Genomic DNA, 19,432 nt, shown 5'->3' with positions numbered 1-19,432 from the left:
AGTCGTAATTACCCTCTTTCTAATAAAAAACACTGATAATAAGTTAATACTTTGATCTATAATCAGGGTTGGTATAAGTATTAACCATATGAATTAGGAACATACATGTTTGTCTCTAGCAAAAGCCACTCTTTACTCCAAGATCAATACAACGCGCTATTAGCTGAAGTTGAGGCACTTAAAGCCGACAATCACGTATTACGTGACGAAAACGAACGCTTAGAAGCAAAATTACATCAGCAAGCTGATGATGCAGACCAACTGTTCCTTGCCAACTTATTGAATAGTTCGATTGAATGTATCACGCAAATTGAGGGGGTACGCCAAACTGTACTCGACTCATACCTTGTTATCGAAGAAGAAAGCCAAGTTACTTTACAAATAAGCCAACTATTAAATGACTCAAATAACGCCCTGCAACATATTGTCAGTGAAATGGCGAGTATGGCAGGCAAAATGGGCAGCATGACCAGTAACATTACGGGTCTGTCTGATATGGCCGATAGCATCAACACCTTTGTATCAACCATCTCTAAAATCTCTGATCAAACCAACTTACTTGCGCTAAATGCCGCAATCGAAGCTGCCCGTGCTGGTGAGGCTGGTCGTGGGTTTAGCGTTGTTGCCGACGAAGTTCGTACACTTGCAACCAACACCAATAAATCAGCCCAAGAAGTATCTGATCTAGTCAAAGAGATCATCAATAAAACTGGCGAAACGGTGACCTCGGTTGAAGATATCCAGCAAAATAACACTCAGCTTTCAACAAGTTTTGATACGCTAAACAATGACTATGGTTCTATCATGAATAACTGTAGCTCAATGAAAGAAACCATTATTAATGCAGCCACACGCTCATTTGTGCAAACCGTAAAACTAGATCATATTGTTTGGAAAGGTGAAGTTTACTCAGTTGCTAATGGCACAAGTAATAAGTCGATTGATGACTTTTCAGATCACACCATGTGCCGATTAGGTAAATGGTATAATTCAGAGCAATCAAATGGCTTCAAACAACACAACGCGTTTCGTCAATTAGAAGAGCCGCACCGTGAAGTTCATCGCAATGGGGTTGAAGCATTAGTCATGCTGCAAACTGGCAATAAAGACGCAGCTATTAATCACATTAATAAGATGGAAGCAGCCAGTGAACGAGTTATGCATTTACTGGATCAAATGGCTAATGATTAGTTACTCATAATCAAAAAACCGAGCTCAATGCTCGGATTTTTATCTATTTAAGCTAGTTATTCAACTAGGCCTTCTTGCAGTACTGGCATAACAGCTCCTTGCTGCTCTTGGCGCTTTACATAGCTAAACAACATTAAGCAGCCAAGGGCTAAACTTGCAGCTAGCATAGAGCCAAGGGTTGCAAACCTAAAACTATAAAACTGTGCAACAACCCCTGCTGCCCCTGCCCCGCACATAACACCCAGTTTAATGGCGTTCGTGTAAAACGCTGAGGTAAACCCTATTCGCTCGGGAAGCTGATCTTGCAGGACGGTTAAGCCAATGCCCGCAAAAATACCGTAAAACAGGCCGTTTAAAACTTGCAACGCGATTAAGTGCCATACTTGAGTGGCAAAAAACACCCCTAAATAAAATACAATGGCACAGCAAAATGCCACTGCAAGCATCGCAACTTTATTGTATTTTTTAGCAAGCTTTGCCCCATACAGCATGATAGGAATTTCTAACAGTGCCACCACCCCCATAAACAGCCCGGGTGTATGTTCAGCAAACCCTAGTTCTGTAATGCTATAAAGCGGCAGTGCCGATGAATACATAATATTACCCGTTGAACCAAGCATAATAGCTAAGCCCAGCAACCAAAATGATAGACTCGCTGCGGCTGCAGGCTCTCTGCCATTTTGCGATTTTTTAGCGCTGTAGTCAGGAATAAACTTAAATGCAAAGATAAGTGCAACCAAGGCACACACCGCAGCAAAGTAAAACGAGCGGCTAAACTCGCCTCCAGCGGCTAATAAATAACCAAGCGGCGGGCCGCCGACCCAAGCAAAGGAAATAGCCGCACGTAAACGGGAATTAAAACTGGTAATGTCGATGTTCTGTTGACGCCCCGCCCATTGTCTTGCCACGGTCATCATTTGCGGAATTGCCGCATTGCCCATCGCAAGAAACAACACGCCTGCGAGCAATACTTGCCAAAATGCAGTGGCATTCGCAAAGGTCACTAACGCACACACCATACCTGATACAGCCACCATAAATAACTTTCGAGCACTGGTGCCTTTATCTGCCATGCCACCTAACCACTGACTAATAACTAAGCCAGTAATGGTGACCGCCACCATATAAACACCTAAATACACGGGCGGTGTTTGCAGCCCTTCGACAATGAATAAGCTCATCAATGGGTTAACAAATGCCCCCATTAACCCGGTTAGCATACTTAGAAGAATAAAAATTACACCATGCTGTTTCAGCAATGCTTTCACTCACAACCCCACATTAATACGACACGTGAACAGATATTTAAAGGGCGCAAATTATACACAGTTTTAGCGAAAAATTCATTTTGTAATACTAATAAAATTAAGCCCACCATTGATAGTTAAAATCTATCAGCACGATAGAAACAATCAGTTTCACCAAACTAAAACACCTTCATATAATGGCTGCAACAAAACGCCAATGCCTTGGTGACTTATGAAGAGGTTTATTATGAAATTTAATCGCACACTGACTTTAAGCGCACTTGCTCTTGCAATCAGCCTTCCTGCATCCGCTGCTACACTTACCAAAGACAATGGTGCAGCTGTAGGTGATAACCAAAACTCTATTACAGCTGGCCCGCGTGGCAGCGTTTTACTTGAAGACGTTCATCTAATTCAAAAACTGCAACGCTTTGCTCGCGAACGTATTCCTGAGCGTGTTGTTCATGCTCGTGGTACAGGTGCACATGGTGTGTTTGTTGCCAGTAAAAACCTTGAAGACCTAACCATTGCTGCGCCGTTTGCAAAAGCAGGCAAAGAAACAGAGGTATTCGTTCGTTTTTCGTCGGTTATTCACGGTAAAGGTAGCCCTGAAACTCTGCGTGACCCACGCGGTTTTGCTACAAAGTTTTATACAGATCAAGGTAACTGGGACTTAGTGGGTAATAACTTACCTGTGTTCTTTATTCGTGATGCGATTAAGTTTCCAGATATGGTGCATTCATTAAAACCATCTCCGGTTGATAACATTCAAGATCCAAATCGCTTTTTTGATTTTTTCTCACATGAACCAGGTTCAACACATATGCTGACATGGGTTTATAGTGACCATGGAACACCAGCAAGCCTGCGTAAAATGGATGGCTTTGGAGTGCATTCTTATAAAATGATCAACAAAGACGGTGACGTAAAATACGTAAAATTTCATTGGCTTAGCCAGCAAGGCATTGAAAACTTAAATGCTAAGCAAGTTGCTGAAGTACAAGGTAAAGATTTTCAGCATTTAACCCGTGATCTGTACCAAGAAATCAATAACGGTAATTACCCGAAATGGGACTTATACATAAAAGTATTAGACCCTTCTGAACTGGATGACTTTGATTACAACCCGTTAGATGCAACAAAAATGTGGTTAGGTGTTAAAGAGACTAAAGTGGGTACCATGACACTAAACCGTATGCCGGGCAACTTCTTCCAAGCAACAGAACAAGTCGCTATGGCCCCTGCGAATATCATACCGGGTATTGAACCATCAGAAGATCGTTTGTTACAAGGTCGTGTGTTTTCATATGCCGACACCCAAATGTATCGTTTAGGTGCAAACCACCAGCAGTTGCCAATTAACCGCGCCAAAGTAGAAGTGGTTAATTACAACCAAGACGGTGCGATGAACTTTGGTCATACCACCAGCAATGTGAACTATCAGCCAAGCCATGAAAACGTGCAAGAAAACCCAATTGCTCGTAAGGCACAGACTAAGCTGGCTGGCTATGTACAGCAAGCAGCCATTAAAAAGCAGCAAAACTTTGCTCAAGCTGGCGTGTTATATCAAAGCTTTACTAAACAACAGCGTACTAACCTGATCAACAACTTAGCGGGTGATTTAGGGAAGGTAAAAGATAGCAAGGTAAAGCACATTATGCTCAGCCACTTTTACAAAGCAGACAGCGAATACGGTACGCGCTTAACCAAAGCCGTCGGCGGTAACCTAGCAACCGTGAAAAAACTAGCAAGCTCACTTTAATTCACTCTCCCAACCTTGATGAGGAAGGCATACCCTTCCTCTTTTTTAGGAGTTAACTATGCGAATTTTTACTTTTCTACTGCTGAGCCTTTTATTAACATGCAACCCAGTTAATGCTGATCAGCAAACAGACTCACAGACGCAATATCAAACCTTACTTGCCTATTATTTTGCTGCTGCGCGAACCGCAGAGAACGACATCATTGAACAATTTGTTGAGGCCGGATTACCAATCAACAGTGTTAATGAAAAAGGCTATACCGCGCTGATGATTGCCACTTATCATGGCCACAAACAAACGGTAAAGCAACTATTAGCATTAGGCGCCAATGCTTGCCTTGAAGATAAACGCGGCAATACCGCATTGATGGCCGCTATTTTTAGAGGTGAATTTAGCATCGCTAAAACATTAATGAAGCAAGACTGCGACACAGAGCATGCGAATAAAGCAGGGCAAACCGCCGAAGCATTTGCAGCACAATTTGGTCAACAGCATGTACTCGCTTTACTTACGCAATATAAGAAGGCAAAACAATAAAAAAAGCCCAGTGGGGAAACTGGGCTTTGAGCAGTGAAACAATGTTAGTCGAAGGACACTGTCACTGGGTTAGAACAAACAGTATCAGATACACAAACTTGATATTCATAGCTTGGTAACTCAGCTTTACGCTCTACATCGCGATAGAAACCACGATCAGCTACTGTTTCAAGTAGTTCACCATTACGGTAGATGCTTACTTGATCAGCCACAGTTTGCCAGCTTAAATCAACACGCATAGTACCTAAACGTGTTTTGTTAGCACGTTTAACCGATAGCTCAATTTCAACATCAGATACCACAACCGTTTGCGTGAACATATCTGTTTGACCTTCGCTATCTGTCGCAGTTAGCGTCACTTCATAGCTGCCTGCTTGTGCGTAAGTATGCATAGGATCAGCATCTGTTGATGAAGCACCGTCACCAAAATCCCACGCCCAAGCAACAATATCGTCATTGCTATCTGTGCTGGTATTAGTGAAAGTGACATCTAAACCTGATGTTTCAAATGCAAAGCCAGCTTGTGGAGGCTGCGAGCTCACTTCGCCAATAGCGCTAAACGTCAGTGACCAGCTGTTTAAAGTACCGGTATCAGCAGACAGTACATCTTTGACATTGAGTACCCAATCACCTGTCGCAACTTCGCCATTAAAGTTAGCCAGCGAGTAGCTTTGTACTAGATCATCAGCACCACCGCCAGATTGGCTGTGAAGTGTTGCAGTTGTTCCTTGCGGCGACGTTAATGTGACGATTAAATCACCAATGTAAGTATGAGTAATATCAATACTTGCATCCGTTGAGAACACAGTAAGTTCATCAGCTACAGTAATCACCGAATCAATACCCGTGTCATTGTTATCAGGAATAGACACTGGTGTTTCATTTGAGAAAGTAAAGTCATTTAAGCCAACAGGGTTAACAAACAGTGACGCACTGCTTTGTTTAGCTAACTCACCTGATGTTGCATCAACAACAAAACTATAACTGCCCCATGCTGTTGCTTCTTGTGTTGGCACCGTTAGTGTAACTACATCTCCAGGTACAGCTTCTGTTTGCGATAGTGTTGCGCCCGCTAAATCAGCTTGAAGTGCTAGGCTAACGACACCATCCCACTGGGCGATTGAACCAATTTCAAAGGTATATGTTGCAGTTTCACCAGCAGTAATTTGCTGTGAACTTGGCGACACTGAGATTTTGAAGCTTGGAGTTGGATCTGCTTGCTCAAGTGCTTGATTCACATTTAAGCGATTGCCAGACACTGTTTTGCCTTGCAGAGCTTCATTTTGGTCGCCGCTATTCATTAGCAACTCTTTAAGTTCAAGAGCTGATAAATCAGGGTTGATCGAAAGCACTAATGCAGCTGCACCAGCAACATGCGGTGTTGCCATTGATGTACCAGAATAGCTAGCGTAACCATTGCCCGGTACCGTTGATAAAATTGCACTACCTGGTGCGCCTAAATCAACACTTGTTAAACCCCATTGTGAAAAGCTCGACATGTTATCTCTGTTGTCAGTACTGGCAACTGATAATACGCTGTCATGCTCGTAGTTAGACGGATAATGAGGGTTTTGATCGTTATCAACCGCATCGTTACCCGCTGCTGCTACAAATAGAATATCGGCTTGTTCACTTGCCGTAATAGCATCTGCCAGTGCTTGGCTAAAGCCACCGCCACCCCAGCTGTTATTTAAAACACGTACATTTACGCCTTGATTTTTAAGATCAACCATGTAATCGATACACTTAATTGCATCAGAAGTTGAACCTGTACCATCTGCACTTAAGAACTTACAGCCCGCAATTGATACTTCGTGGTTCACACCAACAACACCGGTGCCATTGTTACCTGACGCACCTATTGTGCCCGATACGTGAGTACCATGGCCTTGGTCATCCATTGGATCACCTGAGTCGGTAATCGCATTAATACCGTGCACGTCATCGATGTAACCATTACCGTCATTATCGATACCATCACCCGGAATTTCGCCAGGGTTGATCCATGCGTTATCAGCTAAATCTTCGTGGCTGTAATCAACACCGGTATCAATTACACCAACAACAACTTCGCGGCTACCGGTTGAGATTGACCATGCTTCAACTGCATCAATGTCAGCATCGGCGACACCACCTGTTTGACCTTCGTTGTGTAAACCCCACAACGAAGAAAAATCAGGATCATTAGGTACACTGGCAATCGATACACGGTAGTCAGGCTCTACATATTCAATAGCAGCATGGTTTTGTAGGCGTTTGATAGCTTCTTTGCTGCTCATACCTGCAATTTTAAATTTAGCTAAACGGCCAGATAAAATAGCTGAATAGTTATCATCGACACCATCTTTGTTGATATCGCTGATGGTGGCTTTAACTAAGCTACGAGCATGGGCACGCATTGCAGCAGAGGTGCCTTTTTTATACATAACAAGTACAGAGTCTTCACTTGCACCAACGACGGTTGTTTTTGCTGGTGTGCTGATTTGTGCAGCACCTAAACATGGTAATAAGGCTAGGCTTAATACAGATAATTTAGTTTTCATATTTACTATCCATAATTTGTTGAACTGATCGAATCACTATGATCCGACCACCAAAGCTCATTACTTCTGAATGATGAATATCACGTGGCATATTTCATAAATGGCAAATTGCAGATAACAGGCAAGAAAAAAAATGATGTTAAGTTTAAATCCATACTTTTTTGCTGATTGAATCAATAGAAATACGTCCAATTCACACTTTTTTGTGAAAAAAGCACCCTCAATGATCCATTAATATTTCCCCAACTTTTTTACTGCTTTTAAATCAAAACCCATACTAAAACCTAAACAAACACACATAACCAATTGAAAATAAATAATTTATAAAAACCACAAAAACTGATGATTTTATATTATTCCAAATCTGTCTAAAGTAAATTTCTTGTTATTTGTACGACCTCAGAGTCACAACTAACAAAGTTGCTTCATTCACTTCTGATTGTTAGCTAACAGTTGAATATCACATAAATTAACCCGGCAAGGCATGCTGGTACATGGTTCTAAAAGCGAAAATAATAATTTTAGAGCTTTGATTAATAATAATTTAAAGGAAATAATCATGAAGTTAAGAAAGTCTCTACTTACCTGTGCAATTACTATTGCGTTAGGTTCAAGCTTTGCAGCAAGTGCAAACACAGATGATAAAACACAATCTAGCACTGAGCTTGCAAGCCAAGTTTCAACACTGGGTGTATCAAACTCAATTACCCTAGATCAAGTATCGGTTACCGGTGTTGGTAACGATGCGGTTATTGCTCAACAAGGTACAGGTCATCGTGCAGAAACTGTCAGTGTAGGTGATGGCAACATGGTTGAAGTAAGCCAAGCACAAACATCTAACTTATCTCTTATCTACAACACAGGTGACGATAATACTGTTTCGCACAGCCAAAACGGCACCATGAATGGCGCATTGTCTGAAACCGTTGGTGTTGGCAATGCTATTCGCGTTGAGCAAGAAGGTGCAGGATTCTTTGGTGTTAACAACGAAGCTATCAACGTCATGGTTGGTGATGAAAATAGCGCAACTGTAACGCAAGGTGATGGTGGCCATTGGTTCTACAACTTTGATTTACAGGGTAACAGCAACACAATCAGCGCAGAGCAAAGCGGCTTATTAAATGAAGCAACGTTCAATGTAATTAGAGGTGATGACAACAGCATCGAAGTAATGCAAGAGGGTGTTTTCAATGCGTTTACCTCTGATGAAGTAATTGGCAACGGCAATGAAATTACTATTGACCAAACAGGTTTCTTCAACAGCGCTGAGCTTACTTCGCTGCATGGTGATTATAACGAAGTTGAGTTTGAGCAAGATGGTGACTCTAACAGCGCATTAGTTGCAGAAATCACAGGCAATGACAACGAGGTTAAGTCTGATCAAGAAGGCAACAGCAACAGCTTTGAGTCAGGCGTGATTGTTGGTGATGGCAATACATTATTGGTCAATCAAAAGCATGACAGCAATACCGCTGGCTTAGATGCTATTGGCAATGACAACGAACTCACTGCATTCCAAAATGGTAACGGTAATGATGTGTACTTAGGTGCTATTGGCGATAGCAATGAGTTTGTTGCTAACCAAATTGGTGACGCAAACAGTGCTCTCGTTGCTAACTTCAATGGTAGCGACAACAACGTTGATATTGCTCAAGGCGGCAATGAAAACACTGTACTAGTGCAGTCTTCATACCCAGACGACTCACTCTCTTCAAACGATAATGACATTGCAGTTAATCAGCTGGGTGACCTTAACGAAGCGGCATTAACATTCGCAAGCGTGCTTGATAGCAACAACAACCAAGTTGCTTTCACACAAGTTGGTGAACTCAATGCCATCGACCTGATTATGGAAGGTAGCAACAACTCTGTTGATATTAGCCAAACAGGCTCAGAAAACTTTGTTGTAGGTATCGGTGAAAGTGCATTCTTGCTAGGCGGTGAGGGTAACTCACTGGTCGTTGTACAAGACGGCAACGCAAACCTTGTTGAAGGCTCAATGATTGGCTCTAACAGCACAGTTGTTATCACTCAACTAGGTGATGGCAATACCGCAACTGTAACCCAAGAATAATCGCTTAAGAGGGAGCCTTGCTCCCTCATTCCATTATGAAAATAAAAAACTTACTACGCATATGTTGCATCGTGCTTGCAGCTCAAAGTACGGCTAGTTACGGCGAAGACCTCGAAATCGATGGCTTAGTACTCGATAGAAGTATTAGCCGATTTGGCCATCAATTTTATTTTGAGTTTGCCAACCTATGGCGCGATCTACCTTCAACAGCAGGTTTTAATATCGAAATAAAAGAAACGGTATTACCCCGAGCGGGGACTCGACTTGTCTTAAAAATGAATAACCAAATAGTGTACGTCACCTATCTAGGACGTCGCTTAGAGCCATTAGATGAACGTGTAAAACAAGCCATGTATAGCGTGATGGATGCCATGGCACGCAGTCAAATGCAGCAATCAACACCCGATATGGCAAAAAATGGATGGTAAAATGAAATACTTAACAACACTAATAATAATCCTCTGCCCTCTTTCTAGTTGGGCAACCGAACTCGTTTATACCCCAATTAACCCAAGCTTTGGTGGCAGCCCATTAAATGCCAGCATGCTACTTAATAAAGCGCAATCACAAAACAAGCACAAAGCGCCGGTTGTCGAACAGACCTACGGGGAAAAATTTCAAGATTCGTTAGAGCGTACCTACTTAAATAGAATGGTACGAGAAATCACAGATATGGCATTTGGTGACGAAATCGACGACAGCATCTTTAATGGTGACTCGACCTTTATGACGGGTGATTATGAAATTCAAATTATCACCAGTACCAGTGACACAATCACCGTTAGAATTACCAACACCTCTGATGGCACAGTGACAGTAATTGAAGTACCGAGGTTTGGATAATGAAGACACTCACATTAGCAGCAATGGTATTACTTCTGTCGGGTTGTTCATCAATGGGCAATTTAATCCCGCCGACCAAACAACTGGCAGACTCTCTTGAGCCAACCGAAACATTCCAGGCTTTGCAGGCCCTTCCTCAACCAATGGGAAGCATTCCTGTGTCAGTATACTCATTTCGTGACCAAACTGGGCAATACAAACCACAGGCAAATGTAAGCTCATTCTCTACCGCAGTAACACAAGGCGCTAACTCTATTTTAGTGCAAGCACTGCATGAATCAGATTGGTTTATTCCGGTAGAACGCGAAGGTCTACAAAATATCTTAACTGAGCGTAAAATTATTCGCGCTGCGCAAGCCGAAAACGATAAGCTACCTGAATTACCACCGCTCACAACAGCAAAAATAATCTTAGAAGGCGGTATTATTAGTTACGACACAAATATCAAAACCGGCGGGATTGGTATGGAATACTTCGGGATTGGCGCATCAGAGTTATATCGTGAAGATGCAATCTCAATTTATTTACGCGCTGTCGATGTTCGCACAGGCCAAGTTTTGTTATCCGTTGCGACAAGCAAAAAAGTACTCAGCCAAGAAATGCGCGCAGGCTTCTTTCGCTATGTGAGCTACAAACGTCTTGCAGAAGCAGAAGCCGGATTCACCGACAATGAGCCTATGAGTATTTGCGTCACGCAAGCAATTGAAAAAGCGCTTAGCGACCTTGTATTAAAAGGTATTAACAAAGGCATTTGGTCTGCAAAAACGGTCTAATTTAATGAGTTAATTAGTGTGGCGCTGAACATCACAGCGCCCAATTTGAACTTTCTGCTTAATTATCCATCGAAATAAATACTTATAGCATTCAGTCAATTAGGTTTTATTTATGAAATGGATTACCTTCTCCAAATGCGCTTATTCTCTTATTGTTTTAGCCGCACTGATTACCCTGGTTATCACCATTGATAATTTTGACAGTTCAAAAAGCCTGCCAATTGGCTTTGTTTTATGGGGTATTTCGCCCTACTTATTAATGGCGTGGATGGTTGAACACAGTAAAACAAGAGTGACACAAATCGCCACGTTTATTGTCACTATTATGTGTGTCTTATTTGGTACTGTGACCTTAGGTTCAATCTATTTTTCTAATGATGCACAATCAGCACTGGTGTTTCTTTTTGCGCCATTATGGCAATGGCTGGGATTATTAATACTGTGTATTCCACTGTACTTTATGAATAAGCTCACATCTAAATCGAACCGAGGCTCGAATAATGGAAGCTAAACGGAAACATGATTTTGAAGGCTACTTGCTTGAAGCTGGATTTTTAAGCATCGAGCAAGTGTCTGAAATAATAGCAGAAATAGAGCAACTACCTTCTCATCACCCAAAACACGGTTTGCGTCATGCTGATAAAAAGTTAGCAGCAGTAGCAAAGCTAATAAGAATGCCCTACTTACAACAAAAAGCCGCGCAATTTTTATCGCCGAATGCGCAGGTTGTGAGGGTCATTTTATTCGACAAAAACCCCGATAAAAATTGGCTTGTTCCTTGGCACCAAGACCGAACAATCGCAGTTAATCAACAACACGATCTAACTGGCTGGAAATTTTGGTCTATTAAAGATGGGCAGCATCATGTACAGCCACCTCGAGAGTTACTTGATAATATGGTCACCCTGCGTATTCACCTTGACAATACCACGGCTGAAAATGGCTGCTTAAAAGTTATCCCTAACAGCTATCGAAATGGGATTTTATCTAAAGCAGAGATAGACGAATATGTTGCTAATAGAAAAGCCATTGAGTGTATTGCACAGGCAGGAGATTTATTAGTAATGAAGCCCCTACTTCTGCACAGCTCAAGTAAAGCGTTAAAGCCAACACACCGTCGAGTGATTCATATCGAATATTCTGATCAAACACTACCACTGGGATTAAACTGGCTATAGTTTGTCACTGTGTATTTTGTAAAGACAAACTCACTGCCATGTAATTTTGTGCCCAATTAGCCAGCTCCACGCGGTTACGCGATGCCGTTTTCTTGAATGCACTGTACAGATGGGTTTTAACTGTATGGTCGCTGATATTTAAACGCTCTGCGATATCTCGATTACTCGCACCTTGGGCAAGTAAGTGAATCACTGATTTTTCTCGTTTAGTCAGTAAGCTGAGGTCAATATCTGTATTTACCGAATCGTTACTAGCATTGAATTGGCTGCGAGACATTGCTGATAGCATATGGTTAAAGGTAGTAGAAATACTTTTACGGCTAAAAAACAGCTCGCCATTGATCACTCTGACCAGCCCTGCAAAAATATCTTCAGGTGATTGATCTGCAAAAAACACCCCTTTAATGCCATTTAAAAGTAAGTTTTTTTCGCAAATTGCATTAGCGTCCGCATTAAAAATAACCACTAAATGTTGCTTAGCAAGTTGCACTAACTCCGCAGGTAGTAAGTCTTTCCAATGTGCGTCAGTGCTATCAATCAAATAAAGGTTAAACTCTTCGCGCATAGACTCTTGAGGCAAGCTTGCATCAACTTTCACGCGCATAAAAAACGCATCGAGTATTTTAATTAAATATTGATAATTTTGACTGCGGTTTTGTAACCTTGGCTGTGTTTTTAGAAATACAGAAGTTGGTTGAATCATCTCATTTCTTCCTTGAAACATTTTATTCACAATACCTAATTTAGATACATGATTCAACCGTTCATAAGCCTTTATTTTGGCAATTTACAACATTGCTAACCCATTTGGATGGCCAGACACCAAAGTTAACAGAGTGTAAACAAACAATACTCACATCTCCCCTTTTACAGCGAGTCATCAAGTAGTTTGTAAAAACGTGAAGTTACACCGTTCGTCCAACCGAATCCTTGTTGTACTGTGTATTCACCACCACCTGCACGGCTAACTAATTCACACACATTGTATTTTTCAAGGAGGCACTTATCTTCTGCAAAACGCATTTCGATCATACTCAGCCAGTTTTTTATGATCGCCTGTGCCTCGCTGACAAAGCCATACTCTGTTAAACCTTTTACAGCGAACCATTGTAGCGGCGCCCAACCGTTAGGACTATCCCATTGTTGTGATGTGCTACACAATGTTGTCACTAAACCACCGGGTTTTAAAAACTCATTCATCAGTTTTTGCTTCACTTGTTGAGCTTGTTGTACAGATGCAGCGCCTACAAACAAAGGAACAGCCATTGCCATCGAATCGACACTGCTTTGCTGATTGAGTCTAATGTTGTAATCACGATAAACACCCGCCTCAGAATTCCAACAATAGGTATTAATTGCATCTAAGCGCAGTGTAGCCAGCTCAGCAATCGACTGGCTCTTTTGTTCTTTACCAAGTAAACGGTAAAAACGAGATAAAGTATGCTCTAAGTTATACAGTAAGCTATTCAAATCAACCGGTATGATATTGGTTGTTTCAATGCTTTTTAGATCATTATGATCACAAAGCCAACGGCTACTAAAGTCCCAACCAGACTCGCATGCAGCACGAATATGTTGAAAATAACGTTGCTGCTGCTCAGTTGTTAGCCCTTCAGCGTCATGCAAATCTTCTTTTAATGACTCTGGACGAGGTGTTGCTGCACTATCCCAATAGCGGTTTAAAATAGCCTTATTAGGCATTTTTACAACACGCCTAATAGCAGGCGTTTCACTGCTAAGATCGTTACAGCCTTGCATCCAAAATTGATACTCAGCTTCAAGTGCTTTTACCGCGTTTGCCAGCCAAGTTAAATCTGCTTCATGTTTATATTTAGCGTCCCATAGCATCGCTATCATTAACGCCAAAACAGGTGGTTGCGAGCGAGAGCTATAATAAACACGGTTACCATTTGGAATACAGCCATTACGTTCTTGTAGGTCAATAAAGTTATTAACCATGGCTTCAATGGTGGCTAGGTCGCCACAATCTTCTAAACCCAAAGCTGTAAAATAACTATCCCAATAATAAATTTCTTGAAAACGGCCACCCGGCACAATGTAATCAAACTGCAAAGGCATTAGTGAGCTTGCTAAATCAGTATCAGCATTGCGATGCAAATGCGGCCATAGGTCAAGAATATACTGTTTAACTGATGTGGTATCTAATTTCGCAGTCGGAATAGACTGATCAGCAAAAACAAAGTTCGACATCACAAATTCACGCAGCGCATCACCTTTTAAAGGGCCTACAAGTTGATATAACTCACAAGCACTTTGCCAAGATAAGTTTGGCACTGCATCGGCAAACATTTTTGAATCAGCAAACACTTCTGCTAGCTGTACGTCTTTAAATAATTGGCTATTAACGAAGTTCATGATAATCCCTTATTCTGCGCTTGAAGCCGCTTGATACTGTGGTTTTAGAGTGATTTTCTTAAAAACTGAAACGGTGATTAATAGCAAGGCTATTGGCACTAATGTGAGATAAAACGCATGCTGACCGCTAAATTTATCGAATACAAAGCCCGTAATAATTGAGCCTGTTGTTCCACCTAATGCTGAAAAAACCACAATTAAACCTGTCATAGCCGCATGCTTGTGCTTAGCAAGTGAACTCAGCATCACAGAGTTAAGTAACGGGTAAATCGGTGCCATAAAAAAGCCAATCAACGGCAGCATGTATGCTGCAAAAGGCACATCAAACACACTTTTCACTTGGCTACCATCAACATCGTGAGTCAAAGGCAGCACCAATAATACGAGCACCCCCATAGCGACCAGGCAGCCCATTAATAAACTAAACCAACTAATAAACCTAAGTACTTGCCCTGCTACCAAACGACCAAGCGCTAACGCAGCTGCAAACAAACTGGCAAGTTGGATACTGACATCAACAGGCAATTTTAAAACTTGGTTATTAAAGGTCGGCAGCCAAGTGCCCACGCCTTGCTCAATTAGTACATACATAAATGCACTAACAACAAAAATAAGCACAAGGGGTTGGTAAGTCAGCTTTAACATGTCAATAAAATCATGAAGCTGCGATTGCTGATTAGTTTTTAACTCTGGCGATTTTATTGGTGCCGCAAGCACAGAAACAAACGCCACCGCAACAATCGCTGCAAGCAAGTAATAAACATTCAACCAGTGGCTACTTTGCGGGTCATCAGCGTCTATAAATAACGCAAAAATCCAATAACCCGACAGCACGCCAAGCATAAACACCCCTTCAATGGTGTTTAATAACGCTGAATGTTTATTTGCATTATCAGTCACTTGACCAATAACAGAGTAAACAGAGATTTTCATTACTGCAAAGCTGCAACCAATTGCGGCAAAGAGCGCTTTTAATACCCAAAAGTCGGCAATGCTCGGAACAACCAAGCACATCACTGCAACCAGTAATAAAGCGCCAAGCATGGCAATTTTATAGCCTATACGAGGGATAAATGACGCCACTAAAAATGACACAATGGCAATACTAAGATCCTTAAATCCTTCAAGAACAGACGCCTGAGTTTTGCTTACATCTAAGCTATTGATTGCTTGTAAAATAACAGTGCCCACACTATTGAGCATAATAGCAAAGACAAAATAGCTGCATGCCAGCGCGATAGTTATTCTTATAGGATTCATTCACTTCAACCTATGATTATTTTTATTCAGTCTAGTTTAGCGCAAAACAAAATGCAAACGTTTGCATTTAAAATTACACATATTGCTAACATTCAATAGGCTTAGCGCTGGCTCGACTGCCTATTTACTAGTTCTATTTCAACAACTTGAGATTCTACCGACTGCCCTGCTAACTGGGCTAACAACTTTTCAACAAGAATAACTGAAGCGCGTTGAGTATTTTGTTTAATACTCGACAAAGAAGGATGACTGATATCTGCCATGGCAATATCATCAAAGCCCACGAGGGCAACGTCGTTTGGAATGCTGATGTAACGCTCTTTCAGGGCTTTCATCGCACCAAAAGCCACCATGTCACTACATGCCATAATGCCATCAAAGCACAGCCCTTTTTCTACCAACAATTGGTTAATTCCTTTATAAGCAGCACTACTAGTAATATCGATAGAAACCACGTGAGGAGTGGCTTTGGCTTCATTAATAGCATCTAAATAACCACGGTGGCGTTCACTAATTTCAGCGTGCCCAGGGTCACCTAAAAACAATATGTTTTTAGCGCCATTTGCCAATAAGTGCTCAGTCGCTAGGCGACCCCCTAAATAATTATCGCTGCCAACAATTGGGTAACTGCTGGGTGTTTTTGGATCGCCCCACACAACCAAAGGAACACCAGCACTCGCTGCAGCTTCAATATTTGCTTGGCTTTTACCTTGGCCGACCACAATAATGCCATCGGCACGGCGGCTATTAATAAAGTAATTTGCCCAATCATCACTGGCCATAAACGAATTAGAAAGTAATAACTCTAAGCCAAATTTATTTAGCGCTAAATTTATTTCACCAACAATTTTAAGTAAGAAAGGGTCGTTAATAGACTGTTCTGTATCACCATCGAGGTTAATAATAACCGCAACAACATTGGTTTTTTGGGTGCGAAGGCGGCTAGCAGCCGTGTTTAAACTAAAGTTATGTTTTTTTGCTAACTGTTGAAGCTTGTCGCGAGTTTCCTTTTTTATCAATGGGTTATCATTGAGCGCACGGGAAACTGTCGACGTAGAAACACCGGCTAATTTCGCAAGATCAGCTAACTTTAATTTTCTATCATTCATGATACTGAAACACTGCTTTCCTTTAAAACATATGCTGGCAATATACCACCATTTCGACCAAATCGCTGCGCCAAAGAGCATAATATTTTTTCAGTAAGCAAAACAGACCAACTCACCCTGTGGGTAAAAAAAGGACAAAAAATTGAAAAAACAAATTGCAAACGTTTGCATAAATCTTTATGGTTTATAAAAGCAAGGTGTTAACAATTGCAAAATATTCGCTAATACATTGCTTTCAACAACATAAAAAGTGGGAACACACAATGACAACTACATACACACGCAGTGCGCTAGCCTCTGCAATTTTGCTAGCTTTGAGTGGCCAAACAGTTATGGCCGAAGAGCAAACTGAGCAACCAGCTAAAGAAAAAGTAGAACGAATTATTGTATCTGGTACACCTGCAGGTATTGGCGTACGTAAAATTGATGCTGGCTATGCAGTAACCAATATAGATGCAGATCAAATTGTTAAATTATCGCCAAAAAGTACAGCTGATTTATTCAAAGCCGTGCCGGGTGTGTGGGCAGAAAGCTCGGGTGGTGAGTCTGGCGCGAACGTATTTGTACGTGGTTTCCCTGGTGGTGGTGATGCACCATTTTTAACATTAAGCCTTGAAGGTTCGCCAATTTATCCTGCGCCTACTTTGTCATTTTTAGAAAACTCGTCGTTATTCCGTTTAGATGAAACAATCGAAACGATGGAAGCACTGCGCGGCGGTCCAAACCCTGTTGTATCAAATGGTCAACCTGGTTTAACAACTAACTTCCGCCTTAAACGTGGTAGTGAAGATACCGAAGGTGTATTCAAATACACAACTTCAGATTACGACTTACAACGCATTGACGCTATGGTAAGTGGTGAGATTTCTGATGACTTATTCTTCATGGTGGGTGGTTATGTTAAAAGCTCTCCAGGTATTCGTGATGCTGGATTCACATCAGAAAAAGGCAGCCAGTTCACAATTAATATCACTAAAGAATTAGAAAACGGCACCATTAATTTATACACACGTCAAACCGACGACCACGGTGCTTGGTACTTACCAACACCACTTAATGTTGACGGCGTTGACGCAAGCTACACGCAGCTGGGTACTTTAAATCGCCAAGCGACTATCTACACAGGCGCAAATAATGACGAGCAACAGATCGACTTAGGTGAAGGCCGTGGTTGGAAAGGTCATGTTTCTGGCGGTAGCATCAAACTTGAATTCGATAACGGTTGGAGCTTCACAGATCGCTTCAACATCACCAAAGGTGATGCAAACACGTATGGCTTAGTACCGGCAGGCTCTGCAACAACCGTTGGTGCAGTGGCTGATAACGGTGAAACAGCAACAGGTGCAGTAACTGGCACAGAATACGATGCAGACACAGCGGTTCAACAACTTGGCCGTTGGGTGGTATTAAAAGAAATTAGCGCATTCACTAATGATTTAGCATTCGCTAAAAAGCTTGATAACTTATCACTGGCCTTTGGTTATTACACAGCAAGCACATCAGCAAATGACTGGTGGAGCTTAGGTAACACAGCGTATCACGTCCTTGAAGCAGGCGGCGAAATGCTAGACGGCATCGAGTGTAATGCAAGTGTTGATGGTTGTGACTTCAACTATGATATCAACTCTACAGGCGATGCACGTACCAATGCCTTTTACACAACAGCTCAATATAAATTCAACGATGACTTTACGCTTGATGCCGGTGTTCGTTTTGAAAACCACGAAGTGGAATACTCGGTTGATGAAGGTCTTGATGGCGTAATCGACAAGTCTGTTCAATATGACGAAAGCAAAACATCGTGGACAACGGGTATTAACTACTCAATTAACGATGACATGGGTGTATTTGCCCGCGTAAACCGTGGTTACAAAATGCCTTACTTTGACGACTTCCGCGATAACTTTAGCGCATACGAAGGTGGTGAAAAGTTAATTAAAGAAGTAACACAAGCCGAGTTTGGTTATAAGCTATTAACTGATAGCACCGATTTCTATGCAACATTCTTCACTAACGAAGTAAAAGGTGACACCTTTGTTCGTCGCCCTGGTGTACCAGCTGAAATCTTAACCAACGAAGCATACGGTATTGAGCTTGATTATAACTACAACCACGAATCTGGTTTCTCAGTTAACTTAAACTCAACGCTTCAAGAAACAGAAATCACAGAAAGCCCAAGCAACGAAGGTAACGAAAGCCAACGTCAGCCAAAATGGCAAGTACGTGTAACACCAAGCTATGACTTTGAAGTAAGCGATATGTATGCAACCTTATACGGCACAATCTCAGCGGTTGATGATCGTTGGGGCGACAACGAAAACACTGTTGTGTTAGAAGGTTACGAAAAAGTAGACATTGGCTTAATTGTTGAGCCTATGGAAGGTATTAAAGTGCAATTAGCAGTTGATAACTTAACTGACGAGCAAGGTATCACTGAAGGTGACCCTCGTAATGCTGATGCACCGAATGGTCGTTACATTATGCCTCGTACTACACGCTTAAGCATTAGCTACGAGTTTTAAGCGATTCTCCCAAACC

16 protein-coding genes are annotated in these 19,432 nt (G+C 41.7%); 10 read left to right on the top strand and 6 right to left on the bottom strand.

The features are described from left to right. The first annotated feature begins 105 nt into the window (after nt 1-105). Complete coding sequence (locus J8Z28_RS19750) at nt 106-1,191, top strand: methyl-accepting chemotaxis protein (protein ID WP_250660877.1); 1,086 nt, start codon at nt 106-108, stop codon at nt 1,189-1,191. 56 nt (nt 1,192-1,247) lie between these two features. On the opposite strand, the gene J8Z28_RS19745 is transcribed toward J8Z28_RS19750, so the two are convergent. Beyond that, on the bottom strand, nt 1,248-2,459 hold the full coding sequence (locus J8Z28_RS19745; RefSeq protein WP_250660876.1) for a sugar efflux transporter: 1,212 nt from the start codon (nt 2,457-2,459) through the stop codon (nt 1,248-1,250). A gap of 226 nt (nt 2,460-2,685) precedes the next feature. Between J8Z28_RS19745 and J8Z28_RS19740 the strand changes: the two genes are divergently transcribed. Further along, nucleotides 2,686-4,200, top strand: coding sequence for a catalase (locus tag J8Z28_RS19740; protein ID WP_250660875.1), 1,515 nt, complete (start codon nt 2,686-2,688; stop codon nt 4,198-4,200). Between the two features lie 58 nt (nt 4,201-4,258). Then, entirely contained in the window at nt 4,259-4,738 is a 480-nt protein-coding gene (locus tag J8Z28_RS19735; RefSeq protein WP_250660874.1) for an ankyrin repeat domain-containing protein, read from the top strand. Between the two features lie 44 nt (nt 4,739-4,782). Here J8Z28_RS19735 and J8Z28_RS19730 read toward each other — a convergent pair whose 3' ends face one another. Next, complete coding sequence (locus tag J8Z28_RS19730; protein ID WP_250660873.1) at nt 4,783-7,281, bottom strand: S8 family serine peptidase; 2,499 nt, start codon at nt 7,279-7,281, stop codon at nt 4,783-4,785. A 559-nt stretch (nt 7,282-7,840) separates the two neighbouring features. Between J8Z28_RS19730 and J8Z28_RS19725 the strand changes: the two genes are divergently transcribed. From J8Z28_RS19725 to J8Z28_RS19700, 6 genes are all read left to right on the top strand, one after another. Then, nucleotides 7,841-9,355, top strand: a complete 1,515-nt coding sequence (locus J8Z28_RS19725; RefSeq protein ID WP_250660872.1) for a curlin — start codon at nt 7,841-7,843, stop codon at nt 9,353-9,355. A gap of 35 nt (nt 9,356-9,390) precedes the next feature. Then, on the top strand, nt 9,391-9,783 hold the full coding sequence (locus tag J8Z28_RS19720) for a curli production assembly/transport protein CsgE (RefSeq protein ID WP_055021612.1): 393 nt from the start codon (nt 9,391-9,393) through the stop codon (nt 9,781-9,783). Beyond that, nucleotides 9,773-10,198 (top strand): curli assembly protein CsgF, encoded by a 426-nt coding sequence (locus J8Z28_RS19715; RefSeq protein ID WP_502934625.1) that lies wholly within the window; start codon nt 9,773-9,775, stop codon nt 10,196-10,198. Before J8Z28_RS19720 ends, J8Z28_RS19715 begins: the two co-directional genes overlap by 11 nt. After that, nucleotides 10,198-10,971 (top strand): CsgG/HfaB family protein, encoded by a 774-nt coding sequence (locus tag J8Z28_RS19710; RefSeq protein WP_105173629.1) that lies wholly within the window; start codon nt 10,198-10,200, stop codon nt 10,969-10,971. The genes J8Z28_RS19715 and J8Z28_RS19710 overlap by 1 nt, the downstream gene beginning before the upstream one ends. A gap of 112 nt (nt 10,972-11,083) precedes the next feature. Beyond that, complete coding sequence (locus J8Z28_RS19705) at nt 11,084-11,482, top strand: hypothetical protein (protein ID WP_250660870.1); 399 nt, start codon at nt 11,084-11,086, stop codon at nt 11,480-11,482. Then, nucleotides 11,472-12,149, top strand: coding sequence for a phytanoyl-CoA dioxygenase family protein (locus J8Z28_RS19700; protein WP_250660869.1), 678 nt, complete (start codon nt 11,472-11,474; stop codon nt 12,147-12,149). Before J8Z28_RS19705 ends, J8Z28_RS19700 begins: the two co-directional genes overlap by 11 nt. A 4-nt stretch (nt 12,150-12,153) precedes the next feature. On the opposite strand, the gene J8Z28_RS19695 is transcribed toward J8Z28_RS19700, so the two are convergent. The 4 genes from J8Z28_RS19695 to J8Z28_RS19680 form a co-directional block, all read right to left on the bottom strand. Continuing rightward, nucleotides 12,154-12,852, bottom strand: coding sequence for a helix-turn-helix transcriptional regulator (locus J8Z28_RS19695; protein ID WP_058584663.1), 699 nt, complete (start codon nt 12,850-12,852; stop codon nt 12,154-12,156). Between the two features lie 164 nt (nt 12,853-13,016). After that, nucleotides 13,017-14,525 carry a trehalase family glycosidase gene (locus J8Z28_RS19690; protein ID WP_250660868.1) on the bottom strand — a complete coding sequence of 503 codons (1,509 nt, stop codon included), beginning with the start codon at nt 14,523-14,525 and terminating at the stop codon, nt 13,017-13,019. 9 nt (nt 14,526-14,534) lie between these two features. Then, nucleotides 14,535-15,785 (bottom strand): MFS transporter, encoded by a 1,251-nt coding sequence (locus J8Z28_RS19685; protein ID WP_063528058.1) that lies wholly within the window; start codon nt 15,783-15,785, stop codon nt 14,535-14,537. A 101-nt stretch (nt 15,786-15,886) separates the two neighbouring features. After that, entirely contained in the window at nt 15,887-16,894 is a 1,008-nt protein-coding gene (locus J8Z28_RS19680; RefSeq protein WP_063701328.1) for a LacI family DNA-binding transcriptional regulator, read from the bottom strand. Between the two features lie 263 nt (nt 16,895-17,157). Between J8Z28_RS19680 and J8Z28_RS19675 the strand changes: the two genes are divergently transcribed. Continuing rightward, on the top strand, nt 17,158-19,416 hold the full coding sequence (locus J8Z28_RS19675) for a TonB-dependent receptor (protein ID WP_250660867.1): 2,259 nt from the start codon (nt 17,158-17,160) through the stop codon (nt 19,414-19,416). Nucleotides 19,417-19,432: the final 16 nt, after the last annotated feature.

This window comes from Pseudoalteromonas sp. SCSIO 43088 (assembly GCF_023650795.1).
Taxonomy (GTDB): domain Bacteria; phylum Pseudomonadota; class Gammaproteobacteria; order Enterobacterales; family Alteromonadaceae; genus Pseudoalteromonas; species Pseudoalteromonas shioyasakiensis.
This window is presented reverse-complemented; position numbering and strand designations above follow the sequence as displayed.

Coding starts and splice junctions, on each gene's coding strand:
- J8Z28_RS19750 (WP_250660877.1), top strand. CDS start 106: ATGTTTGTCTCTAGCAAAAGCCACTCTTTACTCCAAGATCAATACAAC.
- J8Z28_RS19740 (WP_250660875.1), top strand. CDS start 2,686: ATGAAATTTAATCGCACACTGACTTTAAGCGCACTTGCTCTTGCAATC.
- J8Z28_RS19735 (WP_250660874.1), top strand. CDS start 4,259: ATGCGAATTTTTACTTTTCTACTGCTGAGCCTTTTATTAACATGCAAC.
- J8Z28_RS19730 (WP_250660873.1), bottom strand. CDS start 7,281: ATGAAAACTAAATTATCTGTATTAAGCCTAGCCTTATTACCATGTTTA.
- J8Z28_RS19725 (WP_250660872.1), top strand. CDS start 7,841: ATGAAGTTAAGAAAGTCTCTACTTACCTGTGCAATTACTATTGCGTTA.
- J8Z28_RS19720 (WP_055021612.1), top strand. CDS start 9,391: ATGAAAATAAAAAACTTACTACGCATATGTTGCATCGTGCTTGCAGCT.
- J8Z28_RS19715 (WP_502934625.1), top strand. CDS start 9,773: ATGGATGGTAAAATGAAATACTTAACAACACTAATAATAATCCTCTGC.
- J8Z28_RS19710 (WP_105173629.1), top strand. CDS start 10,198: ATGAAGACACTCACATTAGCAGCAATGGTATTACTTCTGTCGGGTTGT.
- J8Z28_RS19705 (WP_250660870.1), top strand. CDS start 11,084: ATGAAATGGATTACCTTCTCCAAATGCGCTTATTCTCTTATTGTTTTA.
- J8Z28_RS19700 (WP_250660869.1), top strand. CDS start 11,472: ATGGAAGCTAAACGGAAACATGATTTTGAAGGCTACTTGCTTGAAGCT.
- J8Z28_RS19695 (WP_058584663.1), bottom strand. CDS start 12,852: ATGATTCAACCAACTTCTGTATTTCTAAAAACACAGCCAAGGTTACAA.
- J8Z28_RS19690 (WP_250660868.1), bottom strand. CDS start 14,525: ATGAACTTCGTTAATAGCCAATTATTTAAAGACGTACAGCTAGCAGAA.
- J8Z28_RS19685 (WP_063528058.1), bottom strand. CDS start 15,785: ATGAATCCTATAAGAATAACTATCGCGCTGGCATGCAGCTATTTTGTC.
- J8Z28_RS19680 (WP_063701328.1), bottom strand. CDS start 16,894: ATGAATGATAGAAAATTAAAGTTAGCTGATCTTGCGAAATTAGCCGGT.
- J8Z28_RS19675 (WP_250660867.1), top strand. CDS start 17,158: ATGACAACTACATACACACGCAGTGCGCTAGCCTCTGCAATTTTGCTA.